The 21,176-nt window shown below is 71.6% G+C and carries 20 protein-coding genes and 1 pseudogene; 14 read left to right on the forward strand and 7 right to left on the reverse strand.

Features of this window, described 5'->3' with window-relative positions; translation table 11 throughout:
• Positions 1 to 77: 77 nt before the first annotated feature.
• Positions 78 to 995, reverse strand: coding sequence for a class I SAM-dependent methyltransferase (locus WBG99_RS27440; protein WP_338898861.1), 918 nt, complete (start codon positions 993 to 995; stop codon positions 78 to 80).
• 317 nt (positions 996 to 1,312) lie between these two features.
• Between WBG99_RS27440 and rpsA the strand changes: the two genes are divergently transcribed.
• From rpsA to WBG99_RS27460, 4 genes are all read left to right on the forward strand, one after another.
• Entirely contained in the window at positions 1,313 to 2,812 is a 1,500-nt protein-coding gene (rpsA, locus tag WBG99_RS27445; RefSeq protein ID WP_338898862.1) for a 30S ribosomal protein S1, read from the forward strand.
• A 224-nt stretch (positions 2,813 to 3,036) separates the two neighbouring features.
• Positions 3,037 to 3,975 carry a PAC2 family protein gene (locus WBG99_RS27450; protein WP_338898863.1) on the forward strand — a complete coding sequence of 313 codons (939 nt, stop codon included), beginning with the start codon at positions 3,037 to 3,039 and terminating at the stop codon, positions 3,973 to 3,975.
• Between the two features lie 57 nt (positions 3,976 to 4,032).
• On the forward strand, positions 4,033 to 4,662 hold the full coding sequence (gene coaE, locus WBG99_RS27455) for a dephospho-CoA kinase (protein ID WP_338898864.1): 630 nt from the start codon (positions 4,033 to 4,035) through the stop codon (positions 4,660 to 4,662).
• 49 nt (positions 4,663 to 4,711) lie between these two features.
• A complete protein-coding gene (locus WBG99_RS27460) occupies positions 4,712 to 5,092 on the forward strand; it encodes a tetratricopeptide repeat protein (protein WP_338898865.1) in 381 nt (126 codons plus the stop codon).
• Positions 5,093 to 5,343: 251 nt separating this feature from the next.
• Here WBG99_RS27460 and WBG99_RS27465 read toward each other — a convergent pair whose 3' ends face one another.
• Positions 5,344 to 5,859 carry an RNA-binding S4 domain-containing protein gene (locus WBG99_RS27465; protein WP_338898866.1) on the reverse strand — a complete coding sequence of 172 codons (516 nt, stop codon included), beginning with the start codon at positions 5,857 to 5,859 and terminating at the stop codon, positions 5,344 to 5,346.
• Between the two features lie 64 nt (positions 5,860 to 5,923).
• Here WBG99_RS27465 and WBG99_RS27470 point away from each other — a divergent pair, with 64 nt between their 5' ends.
• Both WBG99_RS27470 and pip read left to right on the forward strand, forming a co-directional pair.
• Positions 5,924 to 6,646 carry a uracil-DNA glycosylase gene (locus WBG99_RS27470; RefSeq protein ID WP_338898867.1) on the forward strand — a complete coding sequence of 241 codons (723 nt, stop codon included), beginning with the start codon at positions 5,924 to 5,926 and terminating at the stop codon, positions 6,644 to 6,646.
• 82 nt (positions 6,647 to 6,728) lie between these two features.
• Complete coding sequence (pip, locus tag WBG99_RS27475) at positions 6,729 to 7,691, forward strand: prolyl aminopeptidase (protein WP_338898868.1); 963 nt, start codon at positions 6,729 to 6,731, stop codon at positions 7,689 to 7,691.
• An 87-nt stretch (positions 7,692 to 7,778) separates the two neighbouring features.
• Here pip and WBG99_RS27480 read toward each other — a convergent pair whose 3' ends face one another.
• The gene (locus WBG99_RS27480) at positions 7,779 to 8,507 is read right to left on the reverse strand and encodes a GntR family transcriptional regulator (protein ID WP_338898869.1); all 729 of its coding nucleotides are present in this window, start codon (positions 8,505 to 8,507) and stop codon (positions 7,779 to 7,781) included.
• 203 nt (positions 8,508 to 8,710) lie between these two features.
• Here WBG99_RS27480 and WBG99_RS27485 point away from each other — a divergent pair, with 203 nt between their 5' ends.
• The 4 genes from WBG99_RS27485 to WBG99_RS27500 all read left to right on the forward strand — a co-directional run bounded on the left by WBG99_RS27485 (position 8,711) and on the right by WBG99_RS27500 (position 13,943).
• Positions 8,711 to 10,219 carry an NCS1 family nucleobase:cation symporter-1 gene (locus WBG99_RS27485; protein WP_338898870.1) on the forward strand — a complete coding sequence of 503 codons (1,509 nt, stop codon included), beginning with the start codon at positions 8,711 to 8,713 and terminating at the stop codon, positions 10,217 to 10,219.
• Between the two features lie 2 nt (positions 10,220 to 10,221).
• The gene (locus WBG99_RS27490) at positions 10,222 to 10,938 is read left to right on the forward strand and encodes an aspartate/glutamate racemase family protein (RefSeq protein ID WP_338898871.1); all 717 of its coding nucleotides are present in this window, start codon (positions 10,222 to 10,224) and stop codon (positions 10,936 to 10,938) included.
• Positions 10,939 to 11,362: 424 nt separating this feature from the next.
• Positions 11,363 to 13,423 carry an FUSC family protein gene (locus tag WBG99_RS27495; protein ID WP_338898872.1) on the forward strand — a complete coding sequence of 687 codons (2,061 nt, stop codon included), beginning with the start codon at positions 11,363 to 11,365 and terminating at the stop codon, positions 13,421 to 13,423.
• Between the two features lie 334 nt (positions 13,424 to 13,757).
• Positions 13,758 to 13,943, forward strand: a complete 186-nt coding sequence (locus WBG99_RS27500) for a hypothetical protein (RefSeq protein WP_338898873.1) — start codon at positions 13,758 to 13,760, stop codon at positions 13,941 to 13,943.
• A 2-nt stretch (positions 13,944 to 13,945) separates the two neighbouring features.
• Here the strand turns inward: WBG99_RS27500 and WBG99_RS27505 are convergent, their stop codons facing one another.
• The 3 genes from WBG99_RS27505 to WBG99_RS27515 all read right to left on the reverse strand — a co-directional run bounded on the left by WBG99_RS27505 (position 13,946) and on the right by WBG99_RS27515 (position 17,418).
• The gene (locus tag WBG99_RS27505) at positions 13,946 to 15,919 is read right to left on the reverse strand and encodes an ABC transporter ATP-binding protein (RefSeq protein WP_338898874.1); all 1,974 of its coding nucleotides are present in this window, start codon (positions 15,917 to 15,919) and stop codon (positions 13,946 to 13,948) included.
• Positions 15,920 to 16,201: 282 nt separating this feature from the next.
• Positions 16,202 to 16,669 (reverse strand): hypothetical protein, encoded by a 468-nt coding sequence (locus tag WBG99_RS27510; protein WP_338898875.1) that lies wholly within the window; start codon positions 16,667 to 16,669, stop codon positions 16,202 to 16,204.
• Complete coding sequence (locus tag WBG99_RS27515) at positions 16,660 to 17,418, reverse strand: ATP-binding protein (protein WP_338898876.1); 759 nt, start codon at positions 17,416 to 17,418, stop codon at positions 16,660 to 16,662. Before WBG99_RS27515 ends, WBG99_RS27510 begins: the two co-directional genes overlap by 10 nt.
• A 314-nt stretch (positions 17,419 to 17,732) precedes the next feature.
• Between WBG99_RS27515 and WBG99_RS27520 the strand changes: the two genes are divergently transcribed.
• The 3 genes from WBG99_RS27520 (at position 17,733) to WBG99_RS27530 (ending at position 19,188) form a co-directional block, all read left to right on the forward strand.
• Positions 17,733 to 18,593: a helix-turn-helix transcriptional regulator gene (locus tag WBG99_RS27520; RefSeq protein WP_338898877.1), complete on the forward strand. Its 861-nt coding sequence runs from the start codon at positions 17,733 to 17,735 to the stop codon at positions 18,591 to 18,593.
• A gap of 9 nt (positions 18,594 to 18,602) precedes the next feature.
• Positions 18,603 to 18,881, forward strand: coding sequence for a DUF397 domain-containing protein (locus WBG99_RS27525; RefSeq protein ID WP_338898878.1), 279 nt, complete (start codon positions 18,603 to 18,605; stop codon positions 18,879 to 18,881).
• Between the two features lie 79 nt (positions 18,882 to 18,960).
• On the forward strand, positions 18,961 to 19,188 hold the full coding sequence (locus WBG99_RS27530; RefSeq protein ID WP_338898879.1) for an SAM-dependent methyltransferase: 228 nt from the start codon (positions 18,961 to 18,963) through the stop codon (positions 19,186 to 19,188).
• 246 nt (positions 19,189 to 19,434) lie between these two features.
• On the opposite strand, the gene WBG99_RS27535 is transcribed toward WBG99_RS27530, so the two are convergent.
• Complete coding sequence (locus tag WBG99_RS27535) at positions 19,435 to 20,847, reverse strand: PLP-dependent aminotransferase family protein (protein ID WP_338898880.1); 1,413 nt, start codon at positions 20,845 to 20,847, stop codon at positions 19,435 to 19,437.
• 47 nt (positions 20,848 to 20,894) lie between these two features.
• Between WBG99_RS27535 and WBG99_RS27540 the strand changes: the two are divergent.
• Positions 20,895 to 21,095, forward strand: a pseudogene (locus tag WBG99_RS27540) (carboxymuconolactone decarboxylase family protein); the annotation flags it as partial.
• Positions 21,096 to 21,176 lie beyond the last annotated feature (81 nt).

A 21,176-nucleotide genomic window follows, 5' to 3' on the forward strand; every position in this document is an offset into this window, starting at 1 on the left:
GTCCTCCACGAACGTCCTCCGTGCGCGCGTTCCTCTTCTGCCGCCCCGCCGTCGCCCTGCGTCCGTCGCTCGTCGTCTCAGTCCCGCTCGCACACGAAGATCGCCGTTCCCGGGATCAGGTTCCCGCGCAGCGGCGACCAGCCGCCCCACTCGGAGGAGTTCCACGCGGGCCACTCCGGCTCGACCAGGTCGACCAGCCGCAGGCCCGCCGCCACGACGTCCCGGACACGGTCGCCGATCGTCCGGTGGTGCTCGACGTACACGGCCCGCCCCTCCTCGTCCTGCTCGACGTACGGCGTGCGGTCGAAGTAGGAACCGGAGACGGACAGGCCCTCCGGGCCGGGCTCGTCGGGGAAGGCCCAGCGGATCGGATGGGTCACGGAGAAGACGAGGCGCCCGCCGGGACGCAGGACGCGGCGCACCTCGCGCAGCACCCGCACCGGGTCGGCGACGAACGGCAGCGCCCCGTACGCCGAGCACGCCAGGTCGAAGGAGGCGTCCGCGAAGGGCAGATCACCGGCGTCCGCACACACCAGAGGGAACGATCCGCCGATGCTCAGGGCGTGCTGGAGCTGACGGTGGGAGATGTCCAGGGCGACCGGCCGGGCCCCCTGGGCGGCCAGCCAGCGCGAGCACTGCGCGGCGCCGGCGCCGATCTCCAGGACGTCCCTGCCCTTCAGCTCCTCGGGCGGCCCCAGCAACTCCGCCTCGACCTCGTCGAGCCCCTCCGGGCACCACACGAAGCGGTCGTCGCCGAGGAACGTGCCGTGCTCGGTCTGGTACTCGTCCGCGTTCCGGTCCCACCAGCCCCGGTTGGCACGGGAACTCTCCGTCACCCCGGCCTCGCGCCGGGTGGCCTCCGGCTCGGCGGCGTCGTGGCCGCCGACGGCCCCGGGGACCTCGACGGTTTCGTGGACATCGGGCTCTTGGATGATCGGCTCCCTCGTCGTACTCTTCCGTAACCCGCGTGGCGCGGCCCGCTCCGGCGGTGTCACGAAAGGGGTGTCTCAGGCCTGCGTGGCCTCCCGGGACACGTTTGGTGCCGGGTATGTGGTGTTCCGCCCCGGGTGTGCGCCTTCGCGCATTGACCCTGCCTGGCTGCCCCCGTATGCTACAAGTTGCGCTGCGGGCCTGCGCACCTCAGACGTAGCAGGCTGCGCTCGCATCTGTTGTATGTCCCCTCGGTTGTCGAGGCGTCATCACCGGTTTCCGGTGGGCGCTTCCTTGGCTGTCCGGCTTCTTCAGAGCGAAACGGGCTCCCGGCGTGAGCAGTACCTACGACTTCAATGTCCGTACCGGAGCCCTTTCCCACATGACGAGCAGCACCGAGACCACCGCAACCACCCCGCAGGTAGCGGTCAACGACATCGGTAACGAGGAAGCCTTCCTCGCCGCGATCGACGAGACGATCAAGTACTTCAACGACGGCGACATCGTCGACGGCGTCATCGTGAAGGTCGACCGGGACGAGGTCCTGCTCGACATCGGTTATAAGACCGAAGGTGTGATCCCGAGCCGCGAGCTCTCGATCAAGCACGACGTCGACCCCAACGAGGTCGTCGCCGTCGGTGACGAGATCGAGGCCCTTGTTCTCCAGAAGGAGGACAAGGAAGGCCGCCTGATCCTCTCGAAGAAGCGCGCCCAGTACGAGCGTGCCTGGGGCACCATCGAGAAGATCAAGGAAGAGGACGGGATCGTCACCGGTACCGTCATCGAGGTCGTCAAGGGTGGTCTCATCCTCGACATCGGCCTCCGTGGCTTCCTCCCGGCCTCCCTGGTCGAGATGCGCCGCGTCCGCGACCTCCAGCCCTACGTGGGCAAGGAGCTCGAGGCGAAGATCATCGAGCTGGACAAGAACCGCAACAACGTGGTCCTGTCCCGCCGCGCCTGGCTGGAGCAGACCCAGTCCGAGGTCCGCCAGACGTTCCTCACGACCCTGCAGAAGGGTCAGGTCCGCTCCGGCGTGGTCTCCTCGATCGTCAACTTCGGTGCCTTCGTGGACCTGGGTGGCGTCGACGGTCTGGTCCACGTCTCCGAGCTGTCCTGGAAGCACATCGACCACCCCTCCGAGGTCGTCGAGGTCGGCCAGGAGGTCACGGTCGAGGTCCTCGACGTCGACATGGACCGCGAGCGCGTCTCCCTGTCACTGAAGGCGACCCAGGAAGACCCGTGGCAGCAGTTCGCCCGGACCCACCAGATCGGCCAGGTCGTGCCCGGCAAGGTCACGAAGCTGGTTCCGTTCGGTGCGTTCGTCCGCGTGGACGAGGGCATCGAGGGTCTGGTCCACATCTCCGAGCTGGCCGAGCGCCACGTGGAGATCCCGGAGCAGGTCGTCCAGGTCAACGACGAGATCTTCGTCAAGGTCATCGACATCGACCTCGAGCGTCGTCGCATCAGCCTCTCGCTGAAGCAGGCCAACGAGGCCTTCGGTAGCGACCCGGCCTCGGTCGAGTTCGACCCGACGCTGTACGGCATGGCCGCGTCGTACGACGACCAGGGCAACTACATCTACCCCGAGGGCTTCGACCCCGAGACCAACGACTGGCTCGAGGGCTACGAGACCCAGCGCGAGGCGTGGGAGGGCCAGTACGCCGAGGCGCAGACCCGCTTCGAGCAGCACCAGCAGCAGGTCATCAAGTCCCGCGAGGCCGACGCCGCTGCCGCGGCCGAGGGCGGCGGCGACACCGCGGGTGCGGCTCCGGCCGCGGGCGGTGGCTCGTACTCCTCCGAGGGTGCGGACACCTCCGGTGCCCTCGCCTCGGACGAGGCGCTTGCCGCGCTCCGCGAGAAGCTGGCCGGCGGCCAGAGCTGAACACCCACGGCTGAGGTCTAGCCGATGACACCTCGGGCCCGCGTCCTGCACGGACGGGGGCCCGAAGTGTGTCCGGATGGCCCCGACAGGGGCGCCCGGAGGGGGAGTTGACGTCACCCGCGTCCGACGCTTCTCGTACCGCTCCACGACCCGCGCGGCGTTCCCGGGAATGCCGGGCAGCCGTACCACGTTGTGGAGAGGGAACACGAGGAGGAGCGGTCACAGTGCTTGATCCGCAGGGTTTGTACACATGGGAGCAGAAGGGCCTGGCAGTCGTCGACATGGCGCTCGCGCAGGAGTCGGCGGGACTTGTCCTGCTCTACCACTTCGACGGATACATCGACGCGGGCGAGACCGGCGACCAGATCGTCGACAGGATCCTCGGCTCGCTGCCCCACCAGGTGGTGGCCCGCTTCGACCACGACCGGCTCGTGGACTACCGGGCCCGCCGCCCGCTGCTGACGTTCAAGCGCGACCACTGGGCCGACTACGAGGACCCGGCCCTGGAGGTACGCCTCGTCCAGGACGCCACCGGAGCCCCCTTCCTGCTGCTCTCGGGCCCCGAACCGGACGTGGAGTGGGAGCGCTTCGCCGCCGCCGTCCAGCAGATCGTGGAGCGGCTCGGCGTACGCCTGTCGGTGAACTTCCACGGCATCCCCATGGGCGTGCCGCACACCCGCCCGGTCGGCCTCACCCCGCACGGCAACCGGGCTGAGCTGGTGCCCGGGCACCGCAGCCCCTTCGAGGAGGCCAAGGTCCCCGGCAGCGCCGAGTCCCTTCTGGAGTACCGCCTCATGCAGGCCGGACACGACGTGCTGGGTGTCGCCGCCCACGTCCCGCACTACATCGCCCGCTCGCCCTACCCGGACGCCGCCCTGACCGTCCTGGAGGCCGTCACGGCGGCCACCGGCCTGGTCCTGCCCTCCGTCGCGCACGCCCTGCGCACAGAGGCGCACCGTACGCAGACGGAGATCGACCGGCAGATCCGGGAGGGCGACGAGGAACTGGTCGCCCTCGTCCAGGGCCTTGAGCACCAGTACGACGCCGCCGCGGGTGCCGAGTCACGGGGCGACATGCTCGCAGAACCCGTCGAGATCCCGTCCGCCGACGAGATCGGGCGCGAGTTCGAGAAGTTCCTGGCGGAGCGGGAGGGCGAGGGCTGAGCCCACTTGGAGCCCGCCCCCACGACTGTGTCAGCGGCAGGGCCTAAGCTGCCGGGCATGCTGAGAGTGGGTTTGACCGGTGGTATCGGCGCCGGCAAGAGCGAGGTGTCGCGGCTGCTCGTGGAGTGCGGTGCCGTGCTGATCGACGCGGACCGGATCGCGCGCGAGGTCGTCGCACCGGGCACTGGCGGGATCGCGGCGGTCGTCGACACCTTCGGCGAGGGCGTCCTCGCGCCGGACGGCACTCTGGACCGCCCCAAGCTGGGCTCCATCGTCTTCGCGGACCCGCAGCGGCTCGCCGCGCTGAACGCGATCGTGCACCCGCTGGTGGGTGCCCGCTCCAGAGAGCTGGAGAACTCCGCCGCCGACGACGCCGTCGTCGTCCACGACGTCCCCCTGCTCACGGAGAACGGCCTCGCCCCGCTGTACGACCTCGTGATCGTCGTGGACGTGGCCCCCGAGACCCAGCTCGACCGTCTCGTACGCCTGCGCGGCATGACGGAGGAGGACGCACGCGCCCGTATGGCCGCCCAGGCGACGCGTGAGGAGCGCCTGGCGATCGCGGACATCGTCGTCGACAACGACGTACCCCTGGACGCTCTCCGACGGCGGGTACGGGAGGTGTGGGCCGATCTCACGCAGCGGGCACACATGTCCCGGGAGCGATCCGAGCACCCACAGGAATAGCCGGCCCGCCGGGTGCGTTGAAGCGTCCCAGCAAGGGAAGGATTCAGCCGTGCCCGAGACCAGCGGTTCCACCGGACGTACCCCGGAAACGCACGTCATCGACTTCCGCGCCGCCGAGCAGCTGCTCGCCGCGAGGGACCCGCGGGGCGCGGTGAAGCTGCTCGACCGGGTCATAGCCGAGCACCCCGAGAACACGGCGGCCCGGCTGCTGCGCGCCCGCGCGTTCTTCGCCGCGGCCCAGCTGCGACCGGCCGAGCTGGAGTTCACCATCGTCCTGGAGCGCGAGCCGGACAACGCGTTCGCGCACTTCGCGCTGGCCCGCACCTATCAGCGCCAGGCCCGCCCCGAGCAGGCCAGGCGTCACTTCCGGCTCGCCGCGGCCCTCGACCCGAACCCGGAGTACCTGGAAGCGGCACGGTTCGACTCCTGACGGCCCCGGCGCACTCGGCCGCTACACCGCCGGACGCCGACGACCTGCTCGACGCGTTGCTGGACCTCGCCGTGCGTCGAGCAGGTCGGCGCACATGCTGGAACGGGTGCGCGGGGCCCGCACGATGTCCCTACCGGGGGCCCCGAGGAGCGGCGCGGGACGCTCGCCACCTGCCTGCGGCATGTCGCGGACGACGGCTTCGTGCTGATGGGCAGTCGACGGAAAGCCCCTCGGCACAGTGGGGGCGGCGCCTACGTGGGGCGGCGATGGCGCTCGGCGTTCGCGGCCTCGGCCAGGCCCCGGAGGCGTTCCATGTCCCGGCGGTCGCGTTTGGTGGGGCGCCCGGTGCCTCGGTCACGGATACCGGCGGGGGCGACGGCCTCGCGGGGCGGGGGCGGCGGGGAGTTGTCGACGTAACACTCGGCGGCGACGGGCGCACCGACCCGTTTGCGGATCAGGCGCTTGACGACGACGGTCCGCTCCCGGCCCCCGGCCTGGCGGAGCCGCACCTCGTCGCCGACACGCACCGCGTACGCGGGCTTGACGCGTTCGCCGTTGACGCGGACGTGGCCGCCCCGGCAGGCGGTGGCGCTCATCGAGCGGGTCTTGACCAGGCGGACGGACCAGATCCAGCTGTCGACGCGCACGCTCTCGCCGCTCGTGGGGCGGGTGGCCTCGGCGGCTGCCGCCGCCGGGTCGGAAACCCGGTTCGTGGTGCCCGGGCCGCTCGCCCGCTCCTCCATACCTTCCGTACCTTCAGAAGCCATGCCTTGACCTTAGCTCTCCACCAGGCCCCCTCGGGGAGGCGATCGCCGGCCGTACCGTGGAGGCATGGGCAGCGGCAACGGTGGTGGCGGCGACACGGGGCTGGCCGCGCTCGACGCGCGGATCACCGGGTGCCGTGCCTGTCCCCGGCTGGTCGAGTGGCGGGAAGAGGTGGCGCGGACCAAGCGGGCCGCGTTCGCCGACCAGGAGTACTGGGGGCGGCCGGTGCCGGGCTTCGGACCGCCCGACCCGGCGCTGTTGATCCTCGGGCTCGCCCCCGCCGCGCACGGGGCGAACCGGACCGGACGGATGTTCACCGGCGACCGCTCGGGCGACGTGCTGTACGCGGCGCTGCACGACGTGGGGCTCGCCTCGCGCGGCACGGCGGCCGGCCCTGACGACGGACTGGAGCTGTACGGCGTACGGATCACCTCACCCGTGCACTGCGCGCCGCCCGCCAACAAGCCCACCCCCGAGGAGCGGAACACCTGCCGGCCGTGGCTGGTCCGGGAACTGGAACTGCTTCGGCCGACGCTGCGGGCCGTGGTCGTGCTCGGTGCCTTCGGCTGGCAGGCCGCCCTGCCCGCGCTCACCGAGGCCGGCTGGGACGTGCCCCGACCGCGCCCCGTCTTCGGCCACGGCACTCACGTACCCCTCGACGGGCTCGAGCTCTTCGGCTGCTTCCACGTCAGCCAGCGCAACACCTTCACCGGCCGGCTGACCCCTGCGATGCTGCGGGAGGTCCTGCGGACGGCGGCGAGGACCGCGGGGCTGGACGTCGCGCCGTAGACGCACACCGGGAGCGTCGGGACGGCCCGGCCCGGCGGAAAAGCGGCTGCCGATGCCGTCCTGCGCCGGTTAGGGTCCGCCAATGCCTCTCTATCCGCAGATCGGACCGTACGACCACGGCATGCTCGACGTGGGGGACGGCAACCGCGTGTACTGGGAGGTCTGCGGGAATCCGCGGGGCAAGCCCGCGGTCGTGCTGCACGGCGGGCCGGGGTCCGGGGCCAACGCGTGGTTCCCGCGTCTCTTCGACCCCGAGGCGTACCGGATCGTGCTGCTCGACCAGCGCGGCTGCGGGCGTTCGACACCGCCGGCGAGCGCGTACGGGACCGACATGAGCGTCAACACGACGGATCGTCTGATCGCCGACCTGGAGCTGCTGCGGCGGCACCTCGGGATCGGTCGCTGGCTGGTGTGGGGCGTGTCGTGGGGGTCGGTGCTGGGGCTGCGGTACGCGCAGACGCATCCGGAGGCCGTGACCGAGCTGGTCCTCACCGGCGTCGCCACGGGTTCCGACGCCGAAGTCGCCCTGCTGACCAGGGGACTCGGGCAGTTCTTCCCGGAGGCCTTCGAGCGGTTCCTGGCCGAGCTGCCCGAGGACGAGCGGGAGGGGAACCTGGCAGCCGCGTACAACCGGCTGATCGAGTCGTCCGACGAGGCGGTGAGGGCGCGGGCTGCGCGCGCCTGGACCGACTGGGAGACGGCCATCGCCGCGCAGCCGCCCCGCTCCGTGCCGCGCTACGAGGACCCCGTCTTCCGCTACGCCTTCGCCCGTACCGTCACCCACTACTGGGGCAACGGCCACTTCCTCGGCGAAGAGAACGACGAGGGGGCCGTCCTGCGCGACGCTCCGCTGCTCAAGGGCATCCCGGGGACCCTCGTCCAGGGCAGCCTCGATCCCAACAACCTCCTCGGCATCGTCTGGCGCCTCCACCACGCCTGGCCCGGCAGCGAGTTGGACGTCATCGACGACGTGGGCCACAACGCGGGCGCACCGGACATGGCGGAAGCACTGGTGGCGGCGACGGACAAGTACGCCAAGGGCTGACGAGGAGGGCGGGGCGTTCGTTGACGTGGGGTCGCTGCTCCGGCGCCCACGATCGCAGCTCCGCTCACCAGCCCGCGTCACCGGGGTTCACGGTGCGCCGTCGTGGTCTTTCCCTTCGTCGTACGCGCTGATGTCGTGGCCGTCCTCGCCGCTGTCGCCGAACAGGTGGCGCACCGTGGACCGGTAGTTCGTCCGGACGTGGGTCAGTGCGTGGGCGCGGGCCCGGTCCGGGTCGCCGGAGGCGATGGCCTCGTACAACTCACGGTGTTCGGTGAGGAGTTGCGGCCACTCGGTGTTCTGGCGGGTCAGCCAGCGCAGGCGGCCGTCGACCGGCTCCATGACGGAGATGAGCAGACTGTTGCCCGCCATGGCCAGGACACGGTCGTGGAAGCGGGTGTTGATGTCGGTGATCGTCTCGGCGTCCCCCGCGCGGGTCGCCACCGCCGCCCGGTCGAGCAGGGCCGACAGCTCCGCCAGGGACCCGGGGGTGGCGCGGGAGGCGGCGAGCCCGGCGGCGTACACCTCCAACGCCTCGCGCAGTTCGAAGAGTTCCGCCACGTCCGCCGGGGTGAGGCGGCGGACGACCGCGCGGCGCGGGGTCTCGAAGCGGACGAAGCCCTCGGCGACCAGGGCGCGGACCGCCTCGCGGACCGGGACCCGGGAGACCCCGAGGTGGTCGGCCAGCTCGCGCTCCACCAGCCGGTCGCCCGGGCGGAGCCGCCCCGCGATGATGTCCTGCCGCAGAGTCCCGAGGACACGCTCGCGCACCGCGCCGAGGGGTTCGATCTTCGCTCCTTCAGGAGCCAGGGAGCTCATGGGGCAATCTTCGCCGACTCGTGGGGTCTTTTACGTGACGTTAACAGCGGCGACATCGGTCGGAACCGTTGACGGGAGGACCATGAACGCAGTTTGGTATACCAAACTCCCTGCGGTGACTCCCTCGCCGCACCGGCACCCGCACCCGTCCCCCACACTCGTCCCCGCATCCACCCTCGTCTCCTCTCGCTCCTGGAGGCCCAGTGTCCCTCGCCGACAGTGCCGAAGCCACCGGCACCACAGCGTTCGTCCCCGACCCCCGCCTCACCAACGAAGACCTCGCTCCCGCCGGGAAGCGCAACTGGAAGGTCTTCGACCTCTTCGCCCTGTGGATGTCCGATGTCCACAACCTCGGCAACTACACGTTCGCCGCGGGTCTGCTGGTCCTCGGCATGAACGTCTGGCAGGTCTTCACCTCGCTGCTCGTCGGTTTCGTGATCATCTACATCGGGATGAACTGGATGGGGAAGATCGGGCAGCGCCACGGCGTGCCCTTCCCCGTGGTCAGCCGCATCAGCTTCGGCGTCTGGGGCGCCAACATCCCGGCCCTCATCCGGGCCGTGATCGCCATCATGTGGTATGGCATCCAGACCTACCTCGCGTCCGTCGCGGTCAACATCATGCTGCTGGCCGCCTGGCCGGGCCTGGAGTCCTGGACCCACAACTCCTTCCTCGGCCTGCACCAGCTCGGCTGGATCAGCTTCGTCGCCCTCTGGCTCGTCCAAGGGCTGATCATCAGTCAGGGCATGGAGTCGGTCCGCAAGTTCCAGGACTTCTGCGGCCCGGCGATCTGGGTGGTCATGATCGCGCTGGCCGTGTGGATCCTTGCCAAGGCCGGCTGGACCATCTCCCTCACCTCGACCCCGAACCCGGTCTCCGTCGGCGAGCAGTGGCGGCAGTGGTTCGGCGCGATCGGGCTGGTCCTCGCCACCTACGGCACGCTGATGCTCAACTTCTGCGACTTCTCCCGCTTCGCGCCGGACTACCGGACGGTCAAGCGGGGCAACTTCTGGGGCCTGCCGATCAACTCGACCGCCTTCGTGGTGTTGTCGGTCATCGTCACGGCCGGCTCGATCGAGGTCTTCGGCAAGGCGATCACCGAACCGGCCCACCTCGTCGCCGAGATCGGCAACACCTGGGTCCTCGTCCTCGGCGCGCTGACCTTCGCCATCGCCACCATGGGCGTCAACATCGTCGCCAACTTCGTCTCACCGGCGTACGACCTCGCCAACGTCTGGCCACAGAAGATCACGTTCAAGGTGGGCGGACTGATCAGCACGGTCGCGGCGCTGGTCGTGACCCCGTGGAACCTCTTCTCCAACCCCACCGTCGTCCAGTACTTTCTCGGCGGCCTGGGCGCGTTCCTCGGCCCGCTGTTCGGCGTGATCATGCTCGACTACTTCTGGGTCAAGCGCGGCCGTATCGACGTCGACGAACTCTTCAACGCCGAGCCCGGCTCCCGCTACTACTACCGCAAGGGCGTCAACCCCAAGGCGCTGTGGGCGTTCCTGCCGACCGCGGCGGTCTCGGCCGTCCTCGCCCTGGTACCGGCCTTCGACGCGGTCGCCCCGTACTCGTGGTTCATCGGAACGGCGCTGGCCGCCGGGCTCTACGCGGTGCTGTGCCGGGACGAGCGGGCGGCGGTGTCCGCGGGTGCCGGGCCGGTCGGCGCCGGCAGCGGTACCGCCGAGTCTGCGCCCGTGGAGGGCTGAGCGTGCGCATCGTCGTCACCAACTGCAACACGACGCAGGAGATGACCGAGGAGATCGTGCGAGGTGCCCGGGCCGCCGCAGGCCCGGGCACCACCGTGACCGGACTGACCCCCGCCTGGGGACCCGAGTCCGCGGAGGGCTGGCTCGACAGCTACCTCTCCGCCGCCGCCGTCCTCGACACCCTGCGGACCTATGAGGAGCCGTACGACGCCGTCGTCATGGCCGGGTTCGGCGAGCACGGACGCGAGGGCGCGCGCGAACTGGTGGATGTCCCCGTCGTCGACATCACGGAGGCCGCCGCCCACCTCGCGTGCCTCCTCGGGCGGCGCTACGGGGTCGTCACCACGCTCGAACGCTCGTGCGGGCAGATCGAGGACAGCCTGGAGGCCGCCGGGGTGGGCCGCAACTGCGCGGCGATCGTCGGCACCGGGCTCGGCGTACTCGACCTCGCCGACTCCGACCGCACCACCCGAGCCTTCCTCACCGCTGCCCAGCGGGCCCGCGAGGCCGGGGCCGAGGTGCTGGTGCTGGGGTGCGCCGGGATGACCGGACTGCAGCGGACGGTGGGGGAGAAGCTGGGCGTGCCGGTCGTCGACGGAGTGGGGGCCGCCGTGAAACTCGCCGAGTCGCTCGTCTCGCTGGGGCTGACGACCAGCCGGGCGGGGGGTTATGCGAAGCCGCTGCCCAAGCGGAGGAGCTGGGGGGCCGAGGCGCGGTAGGGGGTGTCGCGGAGGGCGGGGCGCGGGCGCCGCAGAGAGCGCCGCTCGGTCGGCGCCGGCGGCTGCGGGCCTGTGGTGGCCGGACGCGTGGTTCCTCTCACCCCCTGAAGCCGGCGGAGGTGCGGCCGGGAGCCGCAGCGGGTCAGGTGCGAGAGCCGGAGCGGGACCGTGGCTTCGGGCTCCGTCGCAGTGATGTACAGGGCCCGGGGGCCGGCTACGTCCCCGGGCCCACCTCTTTCCGGACCGTTCTCCGGATTGCGTGCATAAAGAACATGGCCTTTCCCCGTATCGTCACATCGCGGTAATACGAGCGTCCCGTTCTCTCCAGGTCCCGGATCTACGGTGGAGGCCAGCACCCTCACCCATGCCCCGGCCGCCGTCGCCCGAAGGCACATTCCCGTCCTCATCCGACGACAGGAGCCCCGTGTCCCGCCGTGCCGCCCTCGCTCTGCCGCCCTGGCTCGCCCACCCGCTGCGCGCGCAAGGGGGACCGGTGCCGTGGAACGCGGTGGTACGAGGGGCGCTGGCCGGTGGACCCCTGCTGTGCGGGGCCCTGCTCCTGGGCCGGCCCACCGTCGGCGTCCTCGCCGCGCTCGGGGCCATGCTCGCCGGGGTCAACGACCGGCCCGGCAGCCGGCGCGTCTCGGTGAAGCGGCTCGGGGTGCCCGCGCTCGCCGGGGCCTCGGGGCTGCTCGTCGGGACGTACGCCGGACAGAACGCCCACGCCGTCGTCCTCACCCTGCTGCTCACCGCGCTCGGGTTGCTCGCCGGCAGTACGAGCGCCGTCGGGCCCGTGGCGTCCGGCGCCGGTACGCAACTGCTGGTGGCGACCGCCGTCGGGGCCGGGATGCCGTTGCAGGAGCCGGGGTGGGAACGGGCGCTCGCCTTTCTCGCCGGCGCCGGGTGGCTGCTCGTCTTGCGCCTCGTCCTGCCCACCCCCGCGGCCCTCACCGCCCGTGACTACCGGTTCGACGGGGAACGGGCCGCCGTGGCCGACGTCTACGACGCCATCGCCGCGCTGCTGGACGCCGTCGGCACACCGGACGCGATCGCCCGGAGAGCCGCGCTGACCGCCGCTCTCGATCACGCGCAGGACGTGCTCGCCGGGCCCCGGCTGTGGCGGTACGCGGGCTCGTCCGCCGAACGGCGGCTGCACGCCCAGTACACCGCCGCACTGCCGCTCGCCGAGGCGGCGACCGCGCTGGCCTGGACCGGGGACGCCGTCGTCGGCCGTGCCTCGGCAGGGCCCCGGCGGCTCGCCGCCGCCGTGCGCGGCAACACCGGTACCGGCCCGCTGCCCGCTCCCTCCCGATCCGCACCCGCCCTGCGTGCCCTCGACGACGCGCTCCTGCGCGCCGCCGAGGCCTTCGACCGAGGCGGCGACCCACACGACCTGCACACTCGCCGCCGCACCGTCGGATCGCTCGCGCGGATCGCGCTCGGGTCCGGCGGACGCGAGTACGGCCTGCGGGTCGCCCTCTCGTTCGGGGCCAGCGCGGCTGTGGCGCAGGTGCTGCACCACGAGCACTGGTACTGGCTGCCCGCGACCGCCGTCTTCCTGGTCAAGCCCGACCTCGGGCCGCTCGTCTCCCGGGTGCTGAGCCGGGCCGCGGGCACCGTACTGGGCGCCGTGGTCTTCGCCGGGTTCGCCGCCGTACTGCCCCGGCCGGAAGGGCTCGTCGCGCTGGTCGCGGTCAGCGGGGCGCTCATCCCCGTCGCCATGCGGCACTTCGCGGCCCAGACCGCTGTCGTGACCGTTCTCGTCCTCGCCCTCATCATGGTCGGCGGCGATCCCCAGGCCGCCTGGAGCCGTATCGGCGAGACGCTGCTGGCCTGCGCCATCGTCCTGGTCGTCGGCCACCTGCCGATGCCGAAGGGCGAGCGCGGCGGGGGCGTACGCGCCCGGCTGACCGAAGCGGCGACCGCCGCGCACGCCTACCTCACGCACGTCCTCAACGAGTCGCACGGGCCGAGCGGGTCGAGCGGGACCTCTGGGGGGAGTGTGACCTCCGGTGGCAGTGGGGCGCCCGTATCGAGCCAGGCCCCCGTGCCGAGCGGCGCGTCCACGCCGGGGAGTGCCACGCCGAGCGGCGCGTCCAGGCCGAACGGCGTGTCCGTGTCCGTCGGCGCCGCCCTGCCGGGCGAGTCGGACGACCGCGCCGCCCGCTGGGCCCTACGCCGCGAGGCCTACCGCACGCTCGCCCGGGCCCGCACCGCGATCGCCCTCTCCGCAGCCGAACTGCCCGCCCTGGCCCGGCACACCGAGGGCACCGACGAGGTCGCCGTCACCCTCGAACGGCTCGTCGACACCACCACCGCCTGCGCCGTGCACCTCGACGACACCGGACGGCTCACCCGCCACCACACCGAGCAGCTCACCGCGGTCCTCGACGAACTCGCGCGACACCAGAAACACGCGGGCATCCGCCTCCCCGACGTACCGGACCCGGCCGACCTGCTGCCGAGGCCGGACCGCACGGCCTGACACCCCCGCCCACCCACCCGCCGAATGCCCGCTCCACACCCCTCCGGGCCCCGCCACCGTCGTACCGTGACGGCATGGCGCCGTCTCCGTCCCGCTTCCCGATCTCCGCCGATCTCCTCGTCACCGGTTGCACCGCCCTCGTAGACGTGCGGACCGTGGCACATGGAGTCACTGGAATGTGTGGTTCTTGAGAGGTGCCTCACGATCCGTCGTTGACCGAGTGTCAACTACGTCTCAGTACCGTCACTCGGCGAGCCGTTCACCCCTGGTTGTCGTTTAACTCTATGAATCACGAGTGACGAGCTCCGGGTGCAGCGCGACATGGAGGTGCAGGGTGAACGGGCGAATGGTGCTGGGTCGCTTTCCCGCCGGTGGGCCGCGCGGCTCGTGGCCGGCGGAGGAGTTCGCGCACGCGGCGCGGCTGGAGGGCCAGCAGGCCGAGGTCGTGATGGACATCGCCACGGACATGTTCCTGGTCATCGTGCGCGGCGCCGACACCTCGGCGGGTGCCGCGGCCTGAGGTCAGCCCGCCTTCGGGGCCGGCACCTTCGCCGCCGGGGTGTGTCCTGACGGCACCTTCGCCGCGAACTGCTCCGCCTGGAGGGAGTACAGCTCCGCGTACACCCCGCCCGTGGCCAGCAGCTCGTCCGGGGTGCCGGACTCCACGAGCCGGCCCTGGTCGAGGACGTGGACCAGATCGGCGTGGCGGACCGACGCCAGCCGGTGGGTGATCAGGACGACCGTCTGGCCGGTGCCCGCCAGGGCGCGGATCTTCTCGAAGACCTCCAGCTCGGCGCGGGCGTCGAGGGCCGCCGTCGGCTCGTCCACGATCAGGATGTGCCCGCGCCGGTACGCGGCCCGCGCGATCCCCAGCCGCTGCCACTGGCCGCCGGACAGCTCGTGCCCGCCGCTGAACCCGCGCACCAGGAGTGTGTCCAGGCCGCGCGGCAGGTCCTCCATCACGTCCTGTGCCCCGGCCTCCGCGACGGCCGAAGTGAGGCGCTCCTCGGTGAGCGGTGCCGAAGGGCGGCCGATCGCCAGGTTGACGCGGGCTGTGAAGGGCCACCGCTTGAAGTCCTGCGCGACCATCGCGATGCGCTCGGCGAGCTGCCGCCGGTCGGCGGTCGCCGTGTCCACGCCGTCCCACATGATCTTGCCGTGGTCCGGGGTGTACAGCCCGGCTAGCAGCTTGACCAGGGTCGTCTTGCCCGAGCCGTTCTCACCGACCAGGGCCACGATCTTGCCCAGCGGCACGGTCAGGGTGACGTCGTCCAGCGCGGGGCGGGTGGCCTTGCCCGGGTAGGCGAAGGTCACGTTCTCCACCCGGATCTCGCGTGGGTCCTCGGGCAGCGGGTCACCGCCCTCCGGGATCGCGCGCTTGGCGGCCTCCACGTACAGGCGCTCCATGTCGCCCACGAAGAGGGCCTCCTCGTGCAGGGAGTTCACCTCCAGGACGAGCGTGTCCAGGCTGGAGGATCCGGTGCGGATCGCGATGACCGCCGTACCGGCCACGGACAGCGCCATGGCGTCGGCGAGCAGCAGGCCGCCCAGCGTCGCGTACGTCGTCACGGTGGCCAGACCGGTCCAGAGGGCCGCGTACAGGCCCGTACGGGCCGCCAGCCGGGCCAGTCGTGCCTGCTCGGCCTCCGCCGTCTCGGACATGGAACGGAAGTGGCGCAGCAGGAACGGGCCGACGCCGTGCACCCGGATCTCCGGGGCGGCCTCCGGCTCGATCAGCAGGGAGCTGAGCAGATATCCCGCGCGCGCGTGCTGCACCCAGGCGTGGAAGGACTCGTAGCGTCGGCGGGCTGTCGTCAGGGCGCTCCAGGCGCTCGGCAGGGTCATCGTGAGCAGCAGCGGCAGCAGGGCCGGGTGCAGCACGGTCAGGACGCCGGCCGCGGCGATCAGCGAGATCAGGGCGTTCACCACACGGGCCGAGTAGCTGATCATGCGGCGGGCCGACTGGGCGCCGTACTTCGCGGTGTCCAGCAGTTTGTGGAAGCCGTCGTCCTCGATCGCGGACAGCTCCACGGCCGCCGCCCGCTCCAAGTAGAGCTCGGTCGCCACCCGCTCCACCTTGGGCTCCAGTCGGCCCGTGGCATACGTCGACGCCGCCCGCAGCAGTGTGGCCACCAGCATGACGACGGCGATGGCGACGAGCGCGGGGACGGCTCCCCGCAACCGCTCCTCGACCGTGCCGTCCGCCATCAGCCGGGCCAGGACGGCGTTCATCGCGAGGAGGTTCACCGCCTGGGCGAGGCCACGGCCCGTCTCGGCTGCCAGGACGGTCCGGGCGGCCCGCCGGTCCGCCTGCCAGGCCAGCCGGAAACTCGACCCGAGCAGCGACGGCAGCCGCCGCACCATCGCGCGGAAATTCAGCTCCAGGAACGCGTCGGCATGCTGCGACCAGCCCATGTCGGACCGCAGTGGCCCGCCGAACAGCAGCAGCTCCGACTCGGACGTCTCCGGCTTGCCCCTGTCACGCGCCTTTCGCACCCGCGGCCTCCCCGTCGTCGCCGACGGCCACTATTGCGGCACCCCCCGTTCCCGGCCAGGGCGCACGGTAGTGATATCCCGGCCCACCCGGAGCGCGCGGGGCGCGCGGAGGCAGGAAGGCGTGCGCGGCGGACCCACAGGCTTTCGAGGGGCTGAAGGCTCCTTCAGGGGCGCGGGGAACCGCGCGACGAGCGCCCACACACCCGCAGCGGTGAAACCACCGCACATCCCTGGACGCCAAGTGCGGGGCTCTTGGCAGTAAGGCCCCCACCCGGCGGAGTCCTACGCGATCATCGTCCGCGACCAAGCCGGCGTAGTCCCGGTGACCCGGCACAACGCCAGATACAGCGGTATCGGCGGCGTGTAGGGAATGGCGCCCTCCGGCCGCAGGATCAGCCCGGGCACGGCCGAACCGTCGGAGACCAACGCTCCGGTGGTGTAGCGGACCGGCGCGGGCCACTCCAGCGCGTGGTCGGAGTCGGCCGGCACGATCCACCACCAGTGCGCGCGGTCGGCGTAGACACAGCCCACACGGGGCAGCCGGGGCAGGACCTGCGGTCCGAAACGGGCCGGGACGGCAACCGCGTCGCACCCCATGGGCGCGGTCATGCCCTCGGGCAGGGGAAGCGGGCGCGACGCCGGGGCGGGACGGGCGCGGCGCAGACGGGTCAGGGTGTCGAGGCTCACCACGCGAGCCACTCTGCCCCCGCCGGGGAGCGGAGCGGGACCGATCGACGCGCTCACACCCATTCGGCCCCCGTCCGACGTCCCGCGTCCCCGCGAACGTCCACTTCCGTACGACGTTCGGCACCCGGATGCCGCCCGGACGCCGTACGGCCCTCGGCACCTACGTGGCCCTCCACACCCACACACCCCCCGGCGCCCGTTCGGCGGAACGCCTCCGCCTCGTCCTCGCGGTCCTCCGTGGGCGGCTTCTTCGCGCCCCAGCCCAGGTCGGACCGGGGGGCCGGCATGCCCGTGCCCGCGTCGGGGGAGACGGCACCGGCGACGAGCGCACGCGGTACCTCCGCCCACACCAGGAGCCCCAGACCGACCGGCTGTGCGCCCCAGGAGCGGCAGAGGGCCTCTATGAGGAGCAGTCCCCTTCCGTGTTCCTCCTCCGGCCGCTGCGGCGAGGGGTGCGGCTCACCGGGAGCGCAGCCCTCGTCCCGTACCGCTATGCGCACCGTGTCGGCGCCGGCCTGCAACTCGCAGACGATCTGGGTGCTCGCGGTGTGCACGATCGCGTTGGTCACCAGTTCGGACACGACCAGGGCCGCCGTGTCGCAGGTGTCCTCGCAGAGGGCCCAGCCCGTGAGCTGGGTACGGGTCACACGCCGGGCCTGGGCCACGGCACCCGGGTGCGCGGCCAACTCGAATCGAAACCGGCGCTCGGCGATTTTCTTCTCGGGGCGCGCCCCGGCGGCCGGACCGGGACCGACACGGTCTCCGGCGGCGTCTGTTCCTAACGGCGCGGGGGGCGGAATCACGCTTGCCACTATCGCCTCGCCGTGAACACTTGGCAAGTGTCACTCTGAAAATTGCAGAGTGCCGTGTGACTCTTTGAACGGTCATGGCACACTGCACGCAACAGCACGTGTAGCGGCGCCAGTTGGATATCCCTCGCACAACGTCCGTATGTACGCGCAGTGTTCGTTTGTGTACATGGGCATGTGTGGCCCGCGAGGGCTTCCGAACGGCGCCGCCGGGCTGTCAGGACCCGGACGGCCGGAGGCCGGCGCAGGTCAGTACGGCTTCATGGGGTCAAGGCAGTCACAGGGTCAGTGGGTTCAGGGTCGGATGGAGGGGCGAGATGAGCGAGCCGAGGTCCGCGCCGACGGTCGGCCAGGTCGTCCTCGGCCGACGTCTGCTGGACCTGCGTGAGCGCGCGGGCATCAGACGTGAGGACGCCGCGCGCGTCCTGCATGTCGCCGCCGCCACGATCCGCCGTATGGAGACCGCCGAGGTCGCCCTCAAGATCCCCTACCTCCAGCTCCTGCTGAAGGCGTACGGGGTCGGCGACGAGGAGGCCGAGACCTTCGTCCGGCTCGCCGAGGAGGCCAACAAGCCCGGCTGGTGGCAGCGTTACCACGACATCCTGCCGGGTTGGTTCTCGATGTACGTCAGCCTGGAGGGCGCGGCCGGTCTGATCCGCGGCTACGATCCCCACTTCGTCCCCGGGCTGCTGCAGACCGAGGACTACGCGCGGGGTGTCATGACCTCGGGCGCCATCGGCCAGACCCGGCCCGAGGACATCGAGCGCCATGTCGCCCTGCGCATGCGACGGCAGGAACTGCTCACCCGTGAGGACGCGCCCCGGCTGTGGTTCGTGATGGACGAGACCGCCCTGCGCCGCCCCATCGGCGGGCCGCGGGTCATGCGCGACCAGCTCGACCGACTGCTGGAGGCCATGGAGCTGTCCCATGTGACGCTGCAGGTCGCCACGTTCGACACAGGACCGCATCCCGGCACGTACGGGCCGTTCGTCCTGTTCCGTTTCGCCGTGCCCGAACTTCCGGACATGGTCTACAGCGAGTACCTGACCGGCGCCGTCTACCTGGACGACCGCTCCGAGGTGGCGACCCACCTGGAGGTCATGGACCGCATGGCGGCGCAGGCCGCCACGGCACAACGCACGAAGGAGATCCTCCGGGATCTCCGCAAGGAGCTCTGAAGACACCGAATGGAACTCATCAAGTCGCAGTCGCGCACGCACACGCAGTCGCACATACGCGTCTACAACGGCATGCCCGCCCGGGAGCTGGGCAGCGAGGGCTGGCACAAGCCCTGGAGCGGCGGCAACGGAGGCAACTGCCTGGAGGCCATGAAGCTCGCCGACGGCCGTATCGCCGTACGGCAGTCCACCGACCCCGACGGGCCGGCGCTGATCTACTCGCCCGACGAGATGAACGCCTTCATCGAGGGCGCGAAGGCGGGGGTGGCCGACTTCCTGCTGTCCTGAGACTTGTTGCGCACTCCCTGTTGTTCAGCCGATTCCCCTATGTTGGCCCTGAGTTGATCACCTACTGCCGCAGAACGTCATGGAGCTAGTCATGAGCGGGCGTCCCCCCGTCGGCATCAACACGAGCAGACCCCATCCCGCGCGGATGTACGACTGGTACCTCGGCGGCAAGGACAACTACCCGGTGGACGAGACGATGGGCAAGCAGATGCTCGACCTCGGCTCAGCGGGACGACGTGAGAACCGGGTGCGGCGCCGTCCCGGGGGCGGCGCCCCGCCGCGCGCACCTTCTCCGTGTTCGCCGTGAGGTTCGTCGTCATCGAGCACTCTCCAGGACCGGAGGTCGACAGGGGGACGCGAGGGAGGGGCCCTGCGCCTGACGACGGAACGAAGGACGGGCGCAGATCACCGCCGGATCGTATGGCCCCATGACGTGCAGGGTGACGTACCTCCTGGCGTCAGTGATCCCACCGTCGTCGTTCGCCTTACGACCGCGGGCCGCCTGCCCGCCAATGGTCCACCGGCCGCCGACGGCCGACTGTCACCGCGTCGCTCACCTGGGCGGCAGCACCCCGCACAGCGCCTCCACCGCCGCCCCGTACGCGTGCTCCGCGGGCGTCGCGTACCCCACGACGAGCCCGTCCGGCGCGGCCCCCGTCGCCTCGGGGTGCCGGAACCCGGCCAGTCCGTCCAGCGCGACGCCCCGCCAGGCCGCCGCCTTCACCGCGGACCGCTCGGTCCCGGGCGGCAGCCGCAGCACCGCGTGCAACCCGGCCGCGATCCCGGTGACCTCGATGTGCGGCGCCTGCGCGGCGAGAGTCGCGACCAGACGGTCACGCCGTACCCGGTACCGCTGCCGCATGCGCCGCACATGACGGTCGTACGCCCCGGAGACCACGAAGTCCGCGAGCGCCAGCTGATCCGGGACGCTCACCCACGCCTCCCGCTCGCCCTTCGTCTCCAGCACGGCGTCGACGTAGCGCTCCGGCAGGACCATCCACCCCAGGCGCAGCGCCGGCGACAGGCTCTTGCTGACCGAGCCGATGTGCACGACCCGCTCGGGATCCAGCCCCTGCACCGCCCCGACGGGCTTGCGGTCGTAGCGGAGCTCCCCGTCGTAGTCGTCCTCCAGGATCACCCCTCCACGCGCGCGTGCCCAGTCCACGACGGCGGCACGCCGGGCGGCATGCAGCGGCCCGCCCGTGGGGAACTGATGCGCGGGCGTGAGCAGCACGGCCCTCTCCCGGCCCAGCCCGTCCACACGGGCACCGTCCTCGTCCAGCGGCAGCGGAACGGTCCGTACGGAGGCCGCCGCCAGCAACTCCCGGTGGAAACCCAGACCGTACGACTCCACGGCCAGCGGCCCCCGCAGTACCCGGCCGTGGAACAGCAGCCGCAGCGCGTGCGCGAACCCGGAGCAGATCACGATCCGCGACGGCTCGGTACGCACCCCACGCGCGCGTGCCAGGTACTCGGTGAGCGCCTCGCGCAGCTCGACCCGCCCGGCCGGATCGCCCGGCCCGAACGCCTCGCTGGGTGCCCGCGCCAGCGCCCTGCGGTACGACGCGGCCCAGGCCGCCCGCGGGAACGCCGACGCGTCCGGTGTGCCCTGCCGCAGGTCGTGCAGCGGCCCACGCGCGCGTGGCGGCGCCTTTCGGGGTACGCGCGAGGGCGCGCCCAACGGTTCGGCCCGCTCGGCGACCCGCGTACCCGAGCCCTGCCGCGCCGTCAGCCAGCCCTCGGCGACCAGCTCCGCGTACGCGTCGGCAACCGTGTTGCGGGCGACACCGAGGTCCGCCGCCAGCGAGCGGTACGGCGGCAGCCGGGCCCCCGGAGCGAGCCGTCCATCACGCACCGCATCCCGCAACGCCCGGATCAGCGCCGCCCGCCGCCCACCGGAACCGGACAGTTGGAGATGCAGGTCGGCCCCGATCCGCTCCGCCGAATTGACCCACGAATCCACCATGGAAATGCACCCTACGGCAGGTCCTTCCGCCTCGTAGATTCATGGTCATGACGACGAACGCGACGACAGACGTGACGACGAACAGCAGCGCGGCGGCGACCCCGGTGGCCGCACCCCCTCGCCTCGACTTCGCGAAGTCCGCCCGGAACGTATTCCGCGCCCTCATCGGCTTCGACGCGGCGGCCCGTGAGGGCATCGACCCGGCCCTGGTCGAACTGATCCAGATCCGCGCCTCCCACCTCAACCACTGAGGCTCCGCCAAGCTCGTTTCCGCAGTTCAGTGGGGCTGGTGTGATGCGTTGGTGAGGTCCTCACGCTGGCAGGTGGCG

Origin of the sequence: Streptomyces sp. TG1A-60 (assembly GCF_037201975.1) — a bacterium.
Taxonomy (GTDB): domain Bacteria; phylum Actinomycetota; class Actinomycetes; order Streptomycetales; family Streptomycetaceae; genus Streptomyces.

Coding starts and splice junctions, on each gene's coding strand:
- rpsA (WP_338898862.1), top strand. CDS start 1,313: ATGACGAGCAGCACCGAGACCACCGCAACCACCCCGCAGGTAGCGGTC.
- coaE (WP_338898864.1), top strand. CDS start 4,033: ATGCTGAGAGTGGGTTTGACCGGTGGTATCGGCGCCGGCAAGAGCGAG.
- WBG99_RS27465 (WP_338898866.1), bottom strand. CDS start 5,859: ATGGCTTCTGAAGGTACGGAAGGTATGGAGGAGCGGGCGAGCGGCCCG.
- WBG99_RS27470 (WP_338898867.1), top strand. CDS start 5,924: ATGGGCAGCGGCAACGGTGGTGGCGGCGACACGGGGCTGGCCGCGCTC.
- pip (WP_338898868.1), top strand. CDS start 6,729: ATGCCTCTCTATCCGCAGATCGGACCGTACGACCACGGCATGCTCGAC.
- WBG99_RS27480 (WP_338898869.1), bottom strand. CDS start 8,507: ATGAGCTCCCTGGCTCCTGAAGGAGCGAAGATCGAACCCCTCGGCGCG.
- WBG99_RS27510 (WP_338898875.1), bottom strand. CDS start 16,669: ATGGGTGTGAGCGCGTCGATCGGTCCCGCTCCGCTCCCCGGCGGGGGC.
- WBG99_RS27520 (WP_338898877.1), top strand. CDS start 17,733: ATGAGCGAGCCGAGGTCCGCGCCGACGGTCGGCCAGGTCGTCCTCGGC.
- WBG99_RS27525 (WP_338898878.1), top strand. CDS start 18,603: ATGGAACTCATCAAGTCGCAGTCGCGCACGCACACGCAGTCGCACATA.
- WBG99_RS27530 (WP_338898879.1), top strand. CDS start 18,961: ATGGAGCTAGTCATGAGCGGGCGTCCCCCCGTCGGCATCAACACGAGC.
- WBG99_RS27535 (WP_338898880.1), bottom strand. CDS start 20,847: ATGGTGGATTCGTGGGTCAATTCGGCGGAGCGGATCGGGGCCGACCTG.